Below are 19,029 nucleotides of genomic sequence, written 5' to 3'. Positions count from 1 at the left end.
TTCCACCATGCAAACCCGTACCGATTTCTACACCGCTTCCCCAGACGCCATGAAAGCCATGATGGCCCTGGAAACCGCCGTCGGCAAACTGTCCATCGAGCTGCCGCTGCTGGAGCTGGTGCGCCTGCGTGTGTCGCAGATCAACGGCTGCGCGTTCTGCCTCGACATGCACACCGCCGATGCCCGCAAGGGCGGTGAAACCGAGCGCCGCCTGTACACCGTGTCGGCCTGGCGTGAAACGCCGTTCTTCACCCCGCGTGAACGTGCGGCACTGGCCTGGGCCGAAAGCCTGACCCTGATCAGCCACACCCACGCCCCGGACGAAGATTTCAACGCCCTGGCCGAGCACTTCAGCGCCAAGGAGCAGATTGACCTGAGCGTGGCCATCGCCACCATCAACAGCTGGAACCGCCTGGCGGTGGGTTTCCGCAAGATGCCTAAATAAGCTGTCAGAAGTTGACTGAAGCACTCAGGCGCGCCGTCAGCGGCGCGCCCTGGAACAGATAGTCATCGCCCATGTACTCGCCCGCGTCGCGCCAGTAGCGCTTGTCGAACAGGTTGTCGACGCTCAGGCGGAACACCGTTTCATAGCCGTCCACCTTGGTGGTGTAGCGGCTGCCCACATTCACCACCGCGTAATCCCCTACCTCAACGGTGCCGTCGCGATTGGCCGATTTCTTCGCGCTGTATTGCACGCCGCCCAGTACTGCCAACCCGTTGACCCACGGTAACGCATAGTCCGCGTACACACTGGCGCGCAGTTTGGGCACGTTGATCGCCTGGTGGCCTTCGTATTGCGGGGTGCCGCTGCCGCTGACCCGTGCGCGAATCGCCGCGACGCTGGTTGCGATCTGCAAGCGCTCGGTGGCCCAGCCATTGGCCGACAGTTCCAGGCCGGTGTTCTTTTGCTCGCCTTGTTGCACATAGGTGAAATCACCCGCGTCGTCCGGCTTGGCGTACTGGTACGCCTGGCGGGTCTGGAACACGGCGGCGGCGAAGCTGATGCGGCGCCAGTCGTATTTCACCCCGGCTTCGATCTGGCGGGAGGTGGTCGGGGCCAGGGTGTCGTCTGCATTGGTCGCGAACCACGGCGCGCTGCCACCCAGGGACAGGCCTTTGCTGTAGCTGGTGTACAGCGAGATGTTTTCCACCGGTTTGTAGATCAACGACGCCTGGGGCAGGAATACGTATTGCTGGGTGTGGCGGGTCTGGTTGCCAGTGATACCGTCGAATGCCTTTTCATCCAGACGCACCTCGCGGCCTCCGAGGATTGTTTGCCATTGCTCGTTGAAGCGAATCCGATCTGTGACGAAGAGACCGTATTGACGGCTGTCGAGGTTGCGATGGCTGTCGTTCAGCGGTTTTTCGGTTGGCGGGAAGGTTGGTGCATCAACGTCGATATTGGTGGTGCCGATGTACTCGTTGACCGACTTGCGCTTGTCGATCACCCGGCGAAATGCGCTGGTGCCAAAGGTCAGCTCGTGGCCCACGCCAGCGGTGTCGAACAGCCCGGTCATGGCCGCCTGCACTTCGTCATCGCGGCGGGTGTCGTCAGGGCTGCGGTAGTCGTAGACGTCGTAGTCGCCTTCGGGGCTGAAGTAGTTCGGCACTTTCGCGGTGCAACTGGAGGAGCCATAGCAGCCCCAGGCAAACGAACTGTAATCGTCAATCACCACCTTGCTGCGCGCCGCGCTGACGCTGCCTTTCCACTGATCGCTGAAACGGTACTCAAACTTGCCGTTGAGGTTCAGCGAATCAATCCCCACCTGCTTGGAGCCGCTCTGGTGCCCCAGCAATTTCTTCGGCGAGGCCTCGTGGGGCACCTCGGTGCCGCCGAGTAACTGATAACCCGGTACGGAGCGCTGTTGCTTGTCCTGGTATTCGGCGTCCAGTTGCAGCACGGCGTCGGGGCTGATGTTCCAGTCGAAGGCCAGGGACAGGAAATCGCGCTGGCCATTGGCGTGTTCGACGTAGGAATTCAAATCTTCATGGGCGACGTTGGCGCGCAGGCCGAACTGTTTTTCGCTGCCAAACCAGCCGCCGACGTCGGTGGCGATATAGCCGCTGCCACGGTCATCCGTGGCCACCGTCACCGAACGCACGTCTTCCGGGCGCTTGGTCACGTAATTGATCACGCCGCTGGGCTCGGAAATCCCGCTCTGCAAGCCGGAGAGGCCCTTGAGCACTTCCACCTGTTGCTTGTTTTCCAGGGCGACGTTCTGCTCGCCGGTGATGGTGCGCCCATTGATCTTGTAGCTGCTCGCCGCATTCAGCGAGAACCCGCGCACCACAAAGTTTTCGTAGTAGCCGATGGGCGCGTAGCTGTCGCCCACCGAGGCATCGTTGCGCAGCAGTTCGCTGAGCAGGCGCGCTTGCTGGTCCTTGATCAGTGCGGCATTGAGCACGGTGATCGAGGCGGGGGTGTCCAGCAGCGGGGCTTCATTGAACCCGCCGACTGAGGCGGTATCGGCGCCGTAGCCGCCGGGCTGTTCACCCTGGACATTGACGGGGCTCAGTTCGAGGTCGGCGGCGTGGGCAGCCGCGAAGCCAGCACTGAGCAACAGGCCGACACTGTGCAGGCCCAGGTTCAGCAGGGAGGCGTGGGTACGAATGGCCATCGGGTTTTCCGTTCTACTTGCACGAGACGTCGAGCGCACCGGGCGCCGAGGAGGGGGCGCTACGCTATGCATTATTGGTTTTTTTTACAAGTTCCCGGTGGTTGTCCGAGGTGCCTGATTGCGCGCCATTCTTAGCCATTCACGCATTGATAGCCTTTTAATCTATCGATAAAACGTGCAGCGAAATTTCTTCGGCTAGTCTCGTACCTAGATGTGAAAACGAGGCGGCGCGGGCTGGCTGCCCACCTTCGAAGTGGCCTCGTCAGTTTTGTCTTATGCAATTAACTCTTTGAATATAGTGAGGTTTTTAACGTCGCTGGCGCTTGCGCCGGCAGGGCCGTTCTTTGGGTTGTTTCTGGACTGTCGCACTGCGTCAAAGGGATTTATGCCACGCCGCACGGCCCGCCGAGGTCGTGCCAAGGAACAAGGACGATCATGAAGATCACTGACAGCGCATTGCAGGCGTTCTATGCCAGGCACCCGGATTTTGACCTGGCTTCGTTTGATTTCATCGCCCAGGACAGTGCCCGGGCCAGCCGCCGACCCGGTGGCGCCAAGGCGCGTACGTCCAAGGCCGAACAGGTTGTGCGGGCGTATCAACGCTTGTTGCGCTTGAGCGGCAGCGAGAGCGCGGCGCAGCAACTGGTGGCGTTGGGTTTTCACAGCGCCCACCAGATCGCTGCAGTCCCGCAAGCGTTGTTCATCGCCCGTGTGACGCCTCATCTGGAGGCTGGGTATGCCGCGCAACTCCATGCACGTGCCGCCCATATCAAACATCAGGTCAGTCATGTCTGGGCGAATGTGGTGGCCGCACGGCCACAGTCGGCGGCCATACTGACGCGTGCCAGCACCCTCACCGAAAATACCCTGGCAGAGCTGCAAGCCTTGCCCAGCTACGCGGCCATGTTCGGCAACCAGAACTTCTGTACCTGTGAAGACTGCAAGTCGATTTTCGGGCCGGCGGCCTATTACGTCGACATCATGCGCATCACCGATGCCTATGTCAGTCAGGTCAACAAAACCAGTATTCCTGCGGCCTACCAACTGGCGGTACGGCGCCAGGATTTGTTCACCTTGCCCCTCAGCTGCGCGACCACCAACGACCTGGTGCCCTACCTTAAGATTGCCAATCGGGTATTGACCGCTAAGTTGGCGGTGGAGTCGAAACAGGCCGATATCGCCTGGTACCTCGCCACCACCACTTACCCGTTTGAAGCACCGTTCAACCCGCATCGGATGCAGGTTGACTTGACCTTGCAGGCTTTGGATCTGGGCCTGGGGATGCTGTACGCCACGACCACCGATTTTTCCGCCGCCGACCCCCATGCCCTGGCGCTGGCGGTGCTGGCGCTCTCGATGGAGCAGGCGGAGTTTGTGAGTACGCTGCTGGCGACTGAGCCGGCGTTGAAAACCGCGTGGGGATTGCGCGCCAAAGATCCGCTGGCCAGCCTGTCGCAGCTCGCGGTGTTTTCCCGGCATTCAGGGTTGCCCCGTGCGGCGGTGGCCGAACTCACTCGCCAGGGCCTGAGCGACCAGGAAGTGGCAGCCGGCCTGGCCCATGGGTTGTGGTTCAACCGCTCGCTGCCGGCGGGGCAGTCTGTGCAGATTCAATTGGGTGATACAGGCCCTGACACCCTGACCAACCTGACGCCAGCCACCCTGGATGCGCTGAATCGCTATATCCGCTTGGCGCGCTGGAGTGGCCTGGGCTTCACCGATCTGGGCTACGGCCTGAAAAGTCTCGGCCTGGTTTTGCTGGATGACGCCAGCCTGGCCACCCTGGCGATGGCCCGGGGCGTGGTGCAGGGCCTGGAATGGTCGTGGGCCCAGGCTTCGGCGCTGTGGGCGAGTATGCCGACCACGGGCTCGGGTGGGGCAGCGGGCACGCCTTCATTGTTCGATCAAGTGTGGAACAACCCGGTGGTGCTGGGGGTGGATGGTCGCGTCTATCATCCGCGGGATCCGAGCAATCCGTTGTACACCGATGACGTCGCCACCTGGGACATCGAGGCCGGGCTGACCACCAGCGCCGGCTTTGATGTGGCGCGGTTGCGCGCCGGCCTGGGCGTGACCTCGGACGACCTGCAAACCCTGGCGAGCCTGGCCTTTCCCGGCGACACGCAGGTGTCGCTCACGGTCGCCAACCTCTCCAGCCTGTACCGCCTGGGCGCACTGGCGCGTGCCATGGAACTGCCCATCGACGACTTGCAGGCGACAGCGGCCTGGGTACAGGTCGACCTGGCTCAACCCATACCGCCCCAGGCCCTGGCCCGCTGGTTGCTGGTGCCGAACTGGCTGGCGCAAAGCAACTTGAGCGTGGCCCAGGTGAGCGCCTACCTCGATCCCGCAGCCCCGTTACTGGCTGACACCGCCAGCACCCTGAGCCATGCCGCCCTGTTGTCGATCTGGACCCAGGCCCAGGGCAGCCTGTTCACGCCGGCTGCGCTGATGGGCAACACGGTCAGTGAAGAGGAGGCGCTGGCGCTGTATGGGCAGATCATGATCCTGACGCCGCCGCTGGTGGTGGACGTCCAGGCCGCGTACCACCGGCATGTGCCCAACGTGGCGGATACGCCTTGTGCCCTGGTGCCCCAGGCGGTCAGTGAGGCTGCGCTGGCCCCCTTGGGCCTGAGCCAGGAACAGACCCGTGAGCTGGCACAGACCCTCAATCGTTTGCACCGCAGCCAGGCGCAAGTGCTCGACAGCGGCCTGGCGACCCTGGCGGGAGTCAGCGAAGGGCTGATCGCCGCATCCGGCGCCCTGGTTTCGGCTCAGCCGGGCCGGGCGGCCTGGATCACCTGCCTGCTGACCCCGAGCGCCGACGGCGATGCGGCCTGGCAGGCCAGCAGCCAGGCCTTGCTCGATACCGCGCGGATGTTGCTCGCCAGCCAGGCATTGGTGTTGGACGCTCCGGTGTTGCAGGCCATGCTGGCGTTGCCGGCCGTCTTCGGCGTGGCCACGACGACGCTGTTCAGCCTTGAGAGCCTGCAGGCCATGGGCACCTATACGCAAAGTCGCCAGGCGCTGGGATTGAGCGATGGCAGTTACCTTGCCTATCTGTCGATGCCGGCGGACAGCGCCTGCAGCACCGGGCCCAAAGCTGCCGCGCTGTGTGTCTTGACCGGATGGTCGCAGGCCGACCTGTGCGGGGTGCTGGCCGCGCTGCAAACCAGCGACCTGTTGTACGACAGCACGCGCGGGTTGCAGCGCCTGGCCACGATCTTTTCCTTGCTGCGCCGCGGTGGTTTCGGGGCCAATGCCTATCAGGCCCTGCTGGACAGCCGGCAGTGGGGGTTGAGCGGTACGGATGGCAGCCGCCATTGGCAAGCCTGGCAGCAATTGGCCGACGCGGTGACTGGTTCTGCGGCGGCACGCCTGCGCGGTGCGTGGGCCGACGTCGGCGCCGCCATCGAGGCGCGGCTGCTGGAAGCCCGCCGTAATGTGCTGGTGCCCAGCCTATTGTGGTACTACCAGGTCAGCCAGCCGCAGTTGGTTTCGGTCGATGACCTGTCGGGTTATTTGCTGTTGGACGTGCAGATGGGCGGCACCAACCAGACCTCCGAAGTGGTGCTGGCACTGGCCTCGGTACAGATGTACCTGAACCGTGTGCGGGCCAATATCGAACCGGGCATCGCGCAGTTGCCGATTCCCCAGGTGTGGTGGGAATGGTTGACCACTTACCGTATGTGGGAAGCCAACCGCCGGGTGTTCCTCTACCCGGAAAACTACCTGGTGCCGACGCTGCGCTCTTCGCGCACGTCATTGTTCCGTGAACTGGAGGCCGACCTGCTGCAAACCAATATCACCCCACAGCGGGTGGAGGCGGTCTATCGCACCTATGTGCAGGGGCTGGATCGTTATGCGTCACTGCAATTTGTCGACGCCTTTCGCGGCACTGTCAGTGACCCGCGTCGCGGCGAGATCGACACGTTGTTCGTGTTTGCCCGCAGTGCCACCGAACCCTATTCCTACTGCTGGGCCAAGCAGGAGCACCAGGCCAATTGGTCCGAGTGGACCGCCATCGACGTCACCATCAAATCGCCCTATGTCACGCCGGTGTATGCCTTTGGCCGGCTGTTCGTGTTCTGGGTGGAAACCAGTATCGTCTCCAGCACCGCCATCCAGACCACCGAGGGCAATACCCAATCCAGCAACAGCGTGATGTACAAGGCCGCGATTCGCTACAGCTTCATGGACGCCAGCGGGACCTGGGTAGGCGACCAGACCCTGGCGCCTGAGCAGGTGATCTATGCGGCGCCCAACAAGGTCAAGTTGTCGACCCAGTCGGGCTACGACATCTTCAACATGAACAGCCTGTTCTGGCAGAAGTGCAACGTGCTGCTGTTTGCGGGCACGGCCCCGATCGGGCCAGAGAATGACGTGCGCATCGATGAAAAAATTGCCGTGTTGTACGGTCCGTTCCTGGAGAACACCTCCAACGGCAGCGTGATTGAACCCGCCCAGGCGCCCTTGCCCAGCAACCCGTCGAACCCGGCAGTGGCCCAGTTCGAGATGGAGGTGTACCAGCGCGGGCGTATCGTCAACCAGGCCATTGGCTCAGGCTTTCGCGGCGTGGTGGGTTTGCGCGAGCCGCTGTTGCTCAACCGCGAATTGCTCAAGGACTACCTGTTCCAGCGCACTGAGTTCCTCAACCTGGCGGATAACTACTCCACCGGCGTGCCGCCGACCGTGCAGCCCTTGTACGACTACGCGATGAACCGTTTGTACGCACGCGGCACACTCAACCCGTTTCGCAGCAACTACTACGGCGACTGGAACAACAGCGTCGACACCGCCTTGCTGCGCACGCCGGTCAGCGCTGCCGTGTTGCAGTTCATCGGGCTGGAAGAACCGGGTGCGCAACAGTTGGTCCTCGACCTGCTGAGCGCGGGCTACCTGAAAGCCGGCAGCGGCAGCGGCAAATATGTGGTGCAGCCAGGCTTCAACAACAACGCGGATTTTCGCTTCCTGTTCTTTGGCGATGAACGCCGCGATGTGCAGATCATCCGTCTGTGGGCCAAGCATTGCCTGCTGCAAGCCAGCATCGAGTCACGAGAAGTGCAGGCCGCGACATTCCTGATGACCGTCCTCGGCCAGGGCGCTGCCGACCAGGCGATGATCGACCTCAAGGCGGCCGGGATTCTGGATAGCGCCAACTATGTGCGGCCTAGTTTCAGCTCGGCCACCGATTTGTCGACGATCCTTGATGGCGCACCGGACCACGCCTCGGTGGAGTTCGCCATCCGCCAGGAACTGTTCCTGGCCATGGGGGATGCAGTGTTGTTTGCGCGGTTATCCAATCGCCAGTGCTCGACCTTCGTGATCAAGAACCAGCCCTCTCATTTCGTGGGCAACGTCAACAGTGAAAGCTTCCTGGTCACCCCTGATGTGTCGCGCTCACCGCCCTTGAATCAGAAGGCCCGGGCCATGGGCCTGGAGACCGCGCAGTCAGTGACCCGGGCTTCGTTCATCAGTGCCGATATCAGCGCTACAGAGTCTTCGACGGTGTTCGACCAGTTGAAAGACCACCAGGTGATCGACAGCAGCGGGCGCTTGACCGAGCCGTTCCAGAACAATGCCGACCTGAGCTACCTGTTTGCCGGCCAGCCGTTTCAGACCCGGCAGATAAAGACCGCCCAGGTGCGCGTGGTGTTGGTGGACTTGCCCACCATGACACTGGTGTCGTACTACGCCGAGAATGACGACATCATCATTACCGCCCAGTCGTTTTTTCGCCTGGGGATATCCCAGGTCCAGGCCCAGCACGTATTCGATACGTTGAAAGCGCGACGCGTGATTGGCCTGCAGGGCTACATTTCGTCACGCTACGACCCGCTGGAAGACCTCGAAGGCCTGTTTCCCGACGAGCCTGCCCAGAAGGCTGCGCTGCTGACAGCTGATGTGGCGCTGATCCTGCGGGGCTACTACGACAACACCTGGCGGCGCCACGTGCAGGACCTGTATTACCGCTTCACCCGGCTGACCACCGGCGCCGTGCCCAAGCTCGCTGCGGCCTTGCAGCAAGGGGGCGTGCCGGCGTTGTTGAACCTGCATCAGCAGCAAGCGCCGGTGATCGCCACCACGCCGTTCAGCAGCTATGCGCCAGGCGAACGGGTGCGTGCGCCAGTGCTGAGTGACGCGACCCAAGTCGACTTCGACGGGGTCTATGGGCTGTATTACTGGGAGCTGTTTTTCTACACGCCGCAACTGATTGCCGATACGTTGCTCCAGGCCGGCGATTTCCAGGGTGCACTGGGCTGGTTGCAGTACATCTTCAACCCCACCGAGCGGTTGACGTCGCTTTCACCCGTGGATTTCCAGACCCCGGATATCTCTGCCAGCCAGGCCACTGCGGCATTTGACCAGATGAAAGTCGCCGGCGTGATCACGCCGCAAAACCAGGTCGCCACCACTTATACCCGCTTCACCGGCCTGGACTACCTGTTCCCCACCGTGGTGGACCCGGTGCTGCGCACCCGCATGATCGAGCAGGTACGTGCCGTTTTATTCAATCACCAGACCGCGTCGCTGGCCTGCCAGTTCTGGCGCTTCCAGCCGTTTCGCAACCACACCCAGCAGTCGCTGGTGCAAACCCTGACCAACCCGGTGCAGATCGCGGTCTATAACAGCGACCCTTATGACCCGTACGCCATTGCCCAACTGCGCATCGGTGCGTTTGAGCGGGCGACGTTTTGCAGCTATATCGACCTGTTGGTGGCCTGGGGGGACAGCTTCTTCCAGCGCAAGACCCGTGAATACCTCAATGCCGCTTACTTGCTCTATGTGATGGCCAGCGACCTGCTGGGGCCGCGCCCGGAAAGTGTCGGGCCGTGCAGCGACCAACTGCCGGTGACCTTCAATGAGATCTTGGCGCAGTATGGCAACGACCCCACGGCCATTCCCCAGTTTCTGCTGGACATGGAAAACCTGCTGGCCGTACGCGGCCCTCAGGGCGACGATGGCTTGAGCCTGAGCGGGGGCGCCTTCAATGAAATCGATGCGCTGTTTTGCGTGCCGCAAAATCACCAGTTGATGGCACGCTGGGACACGGTTGAAGACCGCCTGTACAAGATCCGCAACAACCTCGACCTGGAAGGCAACACCTTGTTGCTGCCGTTGTTCGCCGCCCCCATCGACCCCATGGCCATGGTGCGTGCCGCTGCCGCCAACGGCTCGGGCGCGGGCTTTGCCGAGCTGGCCGTGCGGCCACCCACGGCGCAGACCCTGCGTTATGCCGGGTTGGTGATCAATGCCAGGACCGTGGTGGGTGACCTGCAACTGCTGGGCAGCGAACTGGAGCAGGCCCTGACGATGCAAAGCAGCGAGCAGCTGTTGCTGTTGCAATCAACCCACGAACAACGGCTCACCAGTGCGCAGTTGGTGTCCTTCGAATTGCGCACCCAGGCCGCCCGGCACACCCTGGACGCCGTGCTCGCTACGCGGGCAACCACTGAGCAGCGCAAGCAGTATTACGACGGGTTGATCAGCGAAGGCATGATCGCGGCCGAAGTGGTTTCGATCTCCCTGGGCATCGCTTCGCGCGTCGCCGGGTTTATTGCGATCGGCTTCGAGACCGGCGCAGCGATTGCGGCGCTGGCCCCGCAGGTGGGCTCGCCGTTCGCCATGACCTATGGCGGCGAACAGATCGAAACCGGTTTGCACCGTACGTCGGGGACCTGGCGCCAGGTCGCCCAGGTGGCCGATACCGCCAAGGACTTGAGTGACACCATCGGCCAGTTCCAGCGCCTCAAGGCCGGCTGGCAGCAAGAATCGACGCAGGCGGGGCTGGAGCTCAAGCAGATCGACCAGCAGATCCTTGACGCCAGGGCCGACCTGGCCAGCGCCCAGGCCGACTACGCCGGTTACCAGACCAACCTGAAGAACGCCCAGGCCCAGCAGGCCTTCCTGCTCGGCAAGTTCGACAACCCAGACTATTACGCCTGGCGGGTCAGCCGTGCCACGGCCTTGTATTACCAGGCCTATCAACTGGCCCTGCAATCGGTGGACGCCGCGCAGAGCGCCTTGCAATGGGCGCTGGGCGACACCACCGCCTACCTCACTTCCGACCCGTGGGACCCGGCCCGCCGCGGCCTCATGGCCGGCGCCAGCCTTAACCTGGTGCTGGACCGCATGGACTACGTGTTCTCGCAGAAGGACGTGCTGCGCCAGGAAATTATCCGCGAGGTCTACCTCTCACAGCTCAACCCGGCCCAGCTGATCCAGCTGCGCGCGACCGGCGTTGCCGACTTTTCCTTGACTGAGGCGTTGTTTGATTTTGACTTCCCCAGACACTACTGCCGGCGCATCAAGACGGTGGCCGTGACGGTGGTCAATCCTGACGACGCGTTGCCCAGTGGCATCCACGCCAACCTGACCCAGACCGCCAACAAGATCTTGCTCAAGCCCAACCCGGTCGGCCTGCAATACATGCTCGACGGCACCGGCAACCCAGGCGGGGATGTGTGGGTGGACTGGCGCTCCAACCAGAGTGTGTCCCTGAGCCGCAGTACCGATGATGAAGGCGCGTTTCTCGAATACTTCTCCGATGCCGAGAAGCTGCAGCGCTTTGAAGGCACGGGCGCAGTATCCAACTGGCGCTACGAATTGCCGAAGAACACCAACCAATTCGATTTTTCATTGATCGAAGACCTCAAATTGACCGTGCGCTACACCGCCATCGACGGCGGCAAGACCTGGCGCGATCGGGTGCAGGCGCAATTGGCCGGCGACACCTACAGCGCGGCGCTGATGCTCAGCCTGGCGTCCAGTGACCCGGATGCCTGGGCCGCCTTCCTGGACGATACGGCAGCCCCGGCCACCCAGGCCCTGACCTTCGAGCTGCCGGCACAGCTGTTTCCGCCCAACACCCAGAACCTGGTGGTCGACGCGGCGTACCTGGCCCTGGTGGTCGCCAATGGTATTCAGATGCCGGCCAGTGCCAGCTTTCTCAGCTTGACCGCCGGCAGCCAGCCCGCGCAGTCCGTGACAACCACAGGTCTGGCGGGCGCGGTGAGCTACGTGAAAATTCCCCTCAAGCAGATCGCTGGGGAATGGTGTGTGTTGTTCGATCTGCAAACGATGCAATCCAACCCACTATTGACCGGCTTGCTTGATGCCAGCGGTCATATCGATGGCGAGGCCCTGCTCAACCTGTATGTGTCGGTGCAGTTCACCGCCAGCGTTTTCAAGTAAGCAGCTTCGACCCTCAAAGCCTGTGAAAGGAGATCAAGGTGAGCGATCAATGTAAAAGCAGCTTGGAACCGGGCCAGTCCCTGTGCGGAGTGACCCACTGCGAAAGCTATCGGCAGAGTTCAGCCATGGCGCGTTGGTGCAAGTGCAAGAACTGGGAGGGCAAGCCGATACCGGACTGCACGCCCCAGGGGGGAAGTTTCCCGGTGGAGACTTATAACTGCTACAACCGGGCGACGGCGGAGCGGCGCAATATTACCCAGGATGAATGTCAGATCCTGCGCGACGCCAACAAGGACTGGTCGTGGCAAGCCTGTTATTGCTGTTGCTCCTGCTTTGCCTGGGGCACGCGGGTGACCGTGGCACAGGGCGAGTACCGCACGGTGCAGTTCATTGGCGTGGGTGACCCGGTGCTCACCAGTACGGTGAAAGTGGTCGGTGGCAAGCCCAAGCTGATCTGGGAAAGTCGCGCCGTGACCTTTTCCGATGGGATGGTCGCGGCCCCCCATCAACCTGCCGTGTTGCTGCAATACGGCGACAAGGGTGAGTTGGCGGTTACCCTGGACCAACCGATGCTGTTGGCCGATGGCAGCCTCAAGGCGGCCGACCGTTTGACCCTCGACGATTGGCTGGTGGACCACAAAGGCAAACCCGTGAAATTGCATGCCTTGGTCCTGGGCAAGTTCACCCTGGGTTTCCACTCCTTGAGTACCCAGGACTTTTCCCAGTCTGAGTTCGTCGAGCGCTACCTGGAAGTCAACGGGGTGGTCGCCGGTGATCACTTGGTCATGGCCATGCAGGACGACGCGGCGATGGCCTCGCGTTTTGCCAAGGGCCACGACGCCTTGCCGCGCATCGGCTCATCGGCGTACGCCAAGACCCGCAAAGGCAGCTCCGCCCACTCACAACTGGGGGCGAATGCCCGGGAGATCGCCAACGAGGCGTTCCTGCCACTGGAAGAACTGTTGGGCGCCACCTCGCCAGTGCCCTACGGTGCCGCGCCCTACATGACCCAGAAACAGGCCGCGGATGTAGCCGTCAACGGTGCTTTCCGCAGCATGGGGCAGACGTTTCTGATGGCCGAGTTCCGCTATCTGGAAAAACTGTTCAAAGCCTTCTACCCCAAGGTCAATTTCCACCTGAACTGGGAAGACACCCACCCCAATCAATTTGCCTTTAGGTCTTATGGGCAAGACACCGTCTATGTGTCCGGGCAACTGCTGCGCCTGGAGGGGATGTTCAAGCAGGGCCTGGCGATGATCATGGCGCAGGGCGTCGGGCGCTTCGTGCAGACCGGCTACACCACGGATTCCGGCCTGACCTGCACCGGCCTGGCGGATTACTTTGGCGCCAATGAGGTGCTGCAAGCCGTGTTCTATGGCTCCTGGGGCGCCTGGGTCAACCCGGGCCAGGAACAGATCAAGGCGCTGTTTGCCTTGATCACGCCGGCCAATCGTGTCGGCCATGAGAAGTGCGCGACGCCTTCGATACCGTGCCGCCTGGAAAGCATCGAGGCCGCCGTGATCGGCATGCCATTGCCGCCTTGTGCGGGCGGGCCGGTTGCCCACTCCCTGACCCTGGACAGCGCCACCTGGACCCATTTCGAAGGCGCACTGGCCGTACTGGCCAGTTTCAACCAGCGCTTGAACGACCTCAGCGCCAAGATACCGGGCAACTATCTGTTGGATTGCGCCGGGCAGCCGGTTCCGGTGGCGCTGGTACAGATGGACAAGAACTTGCCGTGGCAAGCCTGGCTGGTGATCGACGAGCGCTTCAAACCCGAGGGCGTCACCACGCTCACGGTGCGCGATGTGCGTTCGGACAATGGCTCCACCCTCGACCCTGATGCCTCCAGCGTTACCGTGGAGGGCACGCCATGAGTGTATTGGCCCTGGATACGGCACAGTCCGAAAGCCAGATGTGTGCTGAATTCGCCGAGCTGTTGGGGTTGCCGGAACCCGTCGATGAGGCCGTGTTGCGCGCGGCCCTGAGCAGCGACAGCTACGCCCGTAGCCTGCTGGCGAGCCGTCGTACCCCGCAGATGTTGCAGATGTTGCTGATGTCGCCCCCCAGGCAGGTGCGCGCGCGGGCCGAGCACACCACGACTGAGTTGTTCCAGCGGGGCAGCCGTTCGTTGGTCAACTGGGCCAGGAGCGGTTTTTCCACCACTGACCCGCTGGCGCGTGAGCAACGTAGCGAGGCGTGTCGGCAATGCCCACATCGACAGGCACCCGGTGCCAGCCTGTTGCAAGCCACCCGTTCTGAACTGGGCATTTGCGGCCTGTGTGGGTGTCCGCTGTCGCGCAAGGTGTCGATGCTCTCGGAAAGCTGTCCTGGCGAGATGCCGGACACCCCTGGCGTCAATCGCTGGGGGCAAGTCATTACCGTGAGTCACCCGTCGAACTAAACCAGAGAAAAGGAGTTGTCATGAACACATCACATACACAACCCGGCTCAAGCGTTGCCAGGCAGATGGCCGGCCTGTTGAGCGGCGCAATTCTCAGTCAGTACTACCCTGGCGGGCTGCATGCGGCGCCGGGGAGTACGGGCAGCGGCGGGGGCGCGGGAGGTTCGGGAGCGGGAGGTGGCGGCGGTTCGGATGTCGGTGGCACCCAGACCAAGACCTGCAAGCCCACCCGCAACCCCTGCTGCAAGCCACCGGAGGGCGGTGACGTCCAAGGGACGCAGACCAAGACCTGCAAACCCACCCGCAATCCTTGCTGCAAACCACCGGAGGATTCCGCACCGGGCAGCCAGGGCAGCGATGTGCAAGGGACGCAGACCAAGACCTGCAAGCCAACGCGCAACCCCTGCTGCAAAGGCGCTGACGAGTTGGTCGATGACACTGCTGATGTGCTGGCCACCAAGGCCAAGACCTGCAAACCCACACGTAATCCTTGCTGCAAAGAGAGCTGATCCGTAGTGCCGTCCATGGAGCGGCGCGGTGTCGCTCCATGGCTGTTCCCCACGAGGGCAAGCAATGATTCTGACCCGGCACAATGCCGCTGTTTTTCTGATCAACCAGGGGCTGCTCGATACCCGCAGCCTGGTGGACAACCTTATCGCCATCCGTAGCCACAGCCAGCGCAACCGTGGTTTCAGCGTGCTCTGGCCCAACGGCCAGGGGTATTACATCAAGCAGCATCAACCGGACGCCGGGCCTTGGGAGAAGTGTTCCAGCATTGCTCACGAAGCCGGCATGCTGCGGCGCCTTGCCGGGCTGGCACAAGTACCGTGCCTGCGCGTCTACGACAGCTGGCGCCAGGCACTGGTGATGGACTGGCTCGCCTCGACCGCCAGCGGCCACGAGCGCGCACTGGTCGATGGCCAGCCGGATGTGCACGTGGCGCAGCTGTTGGGCAGTGCGCTGGGCCGGCTGCACCGCGACCTGGCAGCCTTGCCGGCCGATGACCTGGCGGGCGCCGTGCCCTGGATCATTCGCCTCGACCGCTTGTACCCATTGGTTGGTGAAGACCAGAGTTGGGGCCAGGCGCGCCTCGTGGCACTGGTGCAATCCCTTGACGCATGCATGGCGGTGCTCGCCGGCCTGGCGAGCCATTGGCCTGGGGAGCAATTGATCCACGGCGATATGAAGTGGCAGAACTGTCGCCTGGAAGGGCAGCGCTGCGTCTTTATCGACTGGGAAATGGCCGACCGGGGCGACCCGCTGTGGGACCTGGCCGGGCTGTGCCAGTCCTGGCTCAAAGCGTGGATCGACCACCAGCCCACCCATGCCGACCCTGCACAGGCAGCCGAGGAAGCAGCCCATGGATTCGTGCCTTATCAGCGCGCCCTTGCACGGCTGTGGGCCAGCTATTGCGCTGCCGTGGGCGCCGCACCGGATGCCGAGCGCTTGGTTGTACTGTGTGGCGCCCGGCTATTGCAGACGCTCTACGAAGACCTCGCCGGCGAGACCGACTTGAGTGCCGCGCACACCTTGTTGCTGCAACTGGCGAGCAACCTGCTGCTGGCGCCCCAGGCCGTGGCCCGGGATTGGTGGGAGGCCGCATGAATCATTTGAACGTTGGTGTACCCGCCTGGTGGGAACGCTTCGCCACGGCCTGGGCCGGCCTGGAAGTCGACGCCCAAGGCACACTGTGGATGGACGGCCGGCCCTTTACCGCTGCGCCCATGGCCCAGAGTGCCGATAACCGCAGCGCTCACGATGACCCGCGGATCGAGCGCTTGCAGCAGTACCTGTACCGGCGCTACTACACCGCCAGCCTGGACCCTGCTGATCCGCTTGCCACCTGGTTCCCGCAAGAAAGCGAGTACCGCGACAGCGGTGTGTGGCAGGTACTTGAGCAGTTGGGCAATGGTGCGTTGGCGGTGCAGCAGGACCGGGTGAGCCGACGCGTAGAGCCGGGGCAATACCTGTTTGATGGGGTGCCGGCCCTGGCCATTCGCGGGCACAAGGTGCGGGTGCGCCAGGCGGCATGGACCACCCAACTGGACCCGGCCTTTGTCTACCTGTTCGGTGAAACCCCGCAAGACACGTGCAACGAAGATTGCCAGGTGCGCTATTACCTGGCGCCGCACCCTGAGCACATGGGCGCGGTGGTGCAGGCCTTGTGCCGCGCCCTGGACGCAGCGTGCCTGCCATTTCTGCTCAAGTACCCGAGCAACCCGGCAGGCTGGCTGCGCGACGATGCCGTGGTGCTGTACCTCGCCGCACGGTATGCGCGTCGAGGCCACGGGGTGTTGGGGCAACTGGCCGCTGGGTTGCGCCAACACTTGCGCGATCAGGCGCCCTTGTGGACGCAAGCGCTCTTGCCTGGTCTCGGTTTTGCCCAGGACCCCGCCGATGGCCGCAGTTTCGGTGAAAGCCGCTGCCGGGCGCTGGCACTGGGTATGCTGGAGGCTGCAACAAACGGCAGTGAGCCTCTGCTGGCAGTTCAGGCGCAATTCGCCATACAGCGTATCGATTGGCAGCAGCCTCACCTGGAAGATGACCATGAGGACCGCTTTGGCCTGCGTCAATTGCACTTTTGCGCGAGCCTGCTGCCGGGCGCCAGCGTTCGGCTTGGCGGGGCGATGGGGGAGGCCATCCGTATTGGTCATCAACTGAGCAACGACGCCCTGTGGCTGGGCGACCGCTGCACCTGGATCAGTGACGACGCCGACGATGCCGAGGATGTGCTCAAGCCCTTCGCGTGCAGCATGAACGCCAGCCTGTACGACGGCACGCTGGGGGTTGCGGCCTTTCTGGTGCTGTTGGCGGAGCACACCGCAGAGCCTGCCTTTGGCGATACCGCCCGGGGGGCGTTGCGCCATGGGCTGGCGTTCGCGGCAGGGGACCGGATCAGTCTCTATGAAGGGCGCCTGGGCACGCTGACCCAGGGCCTGTGGCTGGCCCGGCGCCTGGGCGATGCCGAGTTGGTGGATGGCTACCTGCTGGCGGCGGCGCCGTTGTTGCAGGATCTGGGGACACTGCCCGTCACCCCGCAACCCGTGGACCTGATGCATGGAATGGCCGGTGCAGTCATTGGCCTGCTCGGGTTGGCACAGCTGGCGCCGGAACTGGCGTCGCAAAGCGTCGCGATCGCCCAGGCGCTGGGGCAGCGCCTGATGCATCAGGCCCGGCGCACGGCGCATGGCTGGCATTGGCCGGAACAGGGCGCGCACCTGGGCTTGTGCGGGTTGTCCCACGGCAACGCGGGCATCGCATTGGCTTTTGCGCAATTGGCCCGGCAATGCCCGGGTCCCGATTGGCAGGCTGCATTGGAACAAACGCTCGCGTATGAGGCCCATTGGTTCGTGCCGGAGCAGGGCAATTGGCCCTACCTGTTTGCCGAGGATGCGCGGCAGTTGGATGACAGCGCGACCCACTGCGGCATGGCGTGGTGCCACGGCGCGCCGGGGATCGCGTTATCCCGCCTGGCACTGTGGCAGATGACCGGCAGGCCAGAACACCGCGCCCAGGCGCGTTGCGCCCTGGACACGGTCGCAGCGGATCTGGTTGCGGCCGCGTCCCAGGCCGGCAGCAGTTACACCCTGTGCCATGGCCCTGCGGGTAATGCAGATATCTTGATTACCGGCGCTGCGGTGCTGGGCGAACCGGCCTGGGGCGAGTACGCCCGGCAAGTGGCCGAGCGCGGGTTGGCGGCGCAGGCCGGACGCTGGCGCAGCGGCTTGGGCGTGGCCCAGGGGCAGGCATTGGGGTTGATGCTAGGCCTGGCGGGCACCGGCTATTTTTTGCTGCGTTGTGGTGCGCCGGGGCAGGTGCCGGGGTTGTTGTTGCCGTTCGGCGTGATGGTTGAAGAGCGGGGCGAGGGGCGCACACGCTAGGCAAATGATTTGCGGCTTGAGACAACCCGTCTCAGCCCTCACGCCAATCCCGTTGCGCCTCGACAGCCATGGCCTGGACCTGCGATAGACAAGGCTTCCCTCATCGATTGCAGGAGAGTGTCATGGCTATTGCTGGAAAAGTTGCGCTGGTCACCGGCGCCGGGCAGGGCATCGGCCGGGCCATTGCCCTGCGCCTGGCACAGGACGGTGCCGACATCGCCCTGGTGGACATCAATGGCGCCAAGCTCGAAGCCGTGGCCGCCGAAGTGGTCGGCCTGGGCCGCAAGGCGTCGGTGTTCGTCGCCGATGTGTCCAAGCGGGAGCAAGTGGTGGCGGCCGTCGACCATGCCCATCAGACCCTCGGCGGCTTTGACATCATCGTCAACAACGCCGGGGTGGCGCAGATCGATTCGCTGCTGGACGTGAGCCCGGAGCAAGTCGAGCGTACCTTGGGCATCAACGTGCAGGGCGTGCTGTGGGGCATCCAGGCCGCCGGCAAGAAATTCAAGGCGCTCAAGCAAAAGGGCAAGATCATCAATGCCTGCTCCATTGCCGGGCATGAAGGGTTTGCGCTGCTCGGCGTGTACTCGGCGACCAAGTTTGCCGTGCGCGCATTGACCCAGGCCGCGGCCAAGGAATTGGCGAGCGCGGGGATCACCGTGAATGCGTACTGCCCGGGAGTGGTGGGCACGGATATGTGGGTCGAGATCGACAAACGTATGGCTGAGATTACCGGCGCCGAGATTGGCGCGACGTACAAGAAGTATGTGGATGGTATTGCGTTGGGCCGGGCGGAGACGCCGGAGGATGTGGCGGGGTTGGTTTCATTCCTGGCTGGGCCGGATGCTGACTACATGACCGGCCAAGCGCCGCTGATCGATGGCGGCCTGGTCTACCGCTAAACCTTCAAGGTCAACTCGGTTTACTGTGGGAG

9 protein-coding genes are annotated in these 19,029 nt (G+C 63.1%); 8 read left to right on the top strand and 1 reads right to left on the bottom strand.

Annotation, left to right across the window (positions count from 1 at the left end; all coding sequences use genetic code 11):
* The first annotated feature begins 7 nt into the window (after positions 1–7).
* Positions 8–445 carry a carboxymuconolactone decarboxylase family protein gene (locus tag J1G37_RS13510; RefSeq protein WP_124530085.1) on the top strand — a complete coding sequence of 146 codons (438 nt, stop codon included), beginning with the start codon at positions 8–10 and terminating at the stop codon, positions 443–445.
* A gap of 4 nt (positions 446–449) precedes the next feature.
* On the opposite strand, the gene J1G37_RS13505 is transcribed toward J1G37_RS13510, so the two are convergent.
* Positions 450–2,618 (bottom strand): TonB-dependent siderophore receptor, encoded by a 2,169-nt coding sequence (locus J1G37_RS13505; protein WP_207042360.1) that lies wholly within the window; start codon positions 2,616–2,618, stop codon positions 450–452.
* A gap of 435 nt (positions 2,619–3,053) precedes the next feature.
* On the opposite strand from J1G37_RS13505, the gene J1G37_RS13500 reads away from it, so the two are divergent.
* From J1G37_RS13500 to J1G37_RS13470, 7 genes are all read left to right on the top strand, one after another.
* On the top strand, positions 3,054–11,810 hold the full coding sequence (locus tag J1G37_RS13500) for a neuraminidase-like domain-containing protein (RefSeq protein ID WP_207042359.1): 8,757 nt from the start codon (positions 3,054–3,056) through the stop codon (positions 11,808–11,810).
* Positions 11,811–11,935: 125 nt separating this feature from the next.
* Complete coding sequence (locus J1G37_RS13495) at positions 11,936–13,687, top strand: hypothetical protein (protein WP_207042358.1); 1,752 nt, start codon at positions 11,936–11,938, stop codon at positions 13,685–13,687.
* Positions 13,684–14,214, top strand: coding sequence for a hypothetical protein (locus J1G37_RS13490; protein ID WP_207042356.1), 531 nt, complete (start codon positions 13,684–13,686; stop codon positions 14,212–14,214). Before J1G37_RS13495 ends, J1G37_RS13490 begins: the two co-directional genes overlap by 4 nt.
* A gap of 20 nt (positions 14,215–14,234) precedes the next feature.
* Positions 14,235–14,723: a hypothetical protein gene (locus J1G37_RS13485; protein WP_207042354.1), complete on the top strand. Its 489-nt coding sequence runs from the start codon at positions 14,235–14,237 to the stop codon at positions 14,721–14,723.
* A 64-nt stretch (positions 14,724–14,787) separates the two neighbouring features.
* Positions 14,788–15,819: a phosphotransferase gene (locus J1G37_RS13480; RefSeq protein ID WP_207042352.1), complete on the top strand. Its 1,032-nt coding sequence runs from the start codon at positions 14,788–14,790 to the stop codon at positions 15,817–15,819.
* Positions 15,816–18,095: a lanthionine synthetase LanC family protein gene (locus J1G37_RS13475; protein WP_207042350.1), complete on the top strand. Its 2,280-nt coding sequence runs from the start codon at positions 15,816–15,818 to the stop codon at positions 18,093–18,095. The genes J1G37_RS13480 and J1G37_RS13475 overlap by 4 nt, the downstream gene beginning before the upstream one ends.
* A 122-nt stretch (positions 18,096–18,217) precedes the next feature.
* The gene (locus J1G37_RS13470; RefSeq protein WP_207042348.1) at positions 18,218–18,997 is read left to right on the top strand and encodes an acetoin reductase; all 780 of its coding nucleotides are present in this window, start codon (positions 18,218–18,220) and stop codon (positions 18,995–18,997) included.
* Positions 18,998–19,029 lie beyond the last annotated feature (32 nt).

Source organism: Pseudomonas sp. Marseille-Q1929, assembly GCF_017316265.1.
In the GTDB taxonomy this organism is placed as follows: domain Bacteria; phylum Pseudomonadota; class Gammaproteobacteria; order Pseudomonadales; family Pseudomonadaceae; genus Aquipseudomonas.
This window is presented reverse-complemented; position numbering and strand designations above follow the sequence as displayed.

Bases quoted from the DNA above. Each gene is read 5' to 3' on its own strand.
- J1G37_RS13510 (WP_124530085.1), top strand. From the start codon at position 8: ATGCAAACCCGTACCGATTTCTACACCGCTTCCCCAGACGCCATGAAA.
- J1G37_RS13505 (WP_207042360.1), bottom strand. From the start codon at position 2,618: ATGGCCATTCGTACCCACGCCTCCCTGCTGAACCTGGGCCTGCACAGT.
- J1G37_RS13500 (WP_207042359.1), top strand. From the start codon at position 3,054: ATGAAGATCACTGACAGCGCATTGCAGGCGTTCTATGCCAGGCACCCG.
- J1G37_RS13495 (WP_207042358.1), top strand. From the start codon at position 11,936: ATGGCGCGTTGGTGCAAGTGCAAGAACTGGGAGGGCAAGCCGATACCG.
- J1G37_RS13490 (WP_207042356.1), top strand. From the start codon at position 13,684: ATGAGTGTATTGGCCCTGGATACGGCACAGTCCGAAAGCCAGATGTGT.
- J1G37_RS13485 (WP_207042354.1), top strand. From the start codon at position 14,235: ATGAACACATCACATACACAACCCGGCTCAAGCGTTGCCAGGCAGATG.
- J1G37_RS13480 (WP_207042352.1), top strand. From the start codon at position 14,788: ATGATTCTGACCCGGCACAATGCCGCTGTTTTTCTGATCAACCAGGGG.
- J1G37_RS13475 (WP_207042350.1), top strand. From the start codon at position 15,816: ATGAATCATTTGAACGTTGGTGTACCCGCCTGGTGGGAACGCTTCGCC.
- J1G37_RS13470 (WP_207042348.1), top strand. From the start codon at position 18,218: ATGGCTATTGCTGGAAAAGTTGCGCTGGTCACCGGCGCCGGGCAGGGC.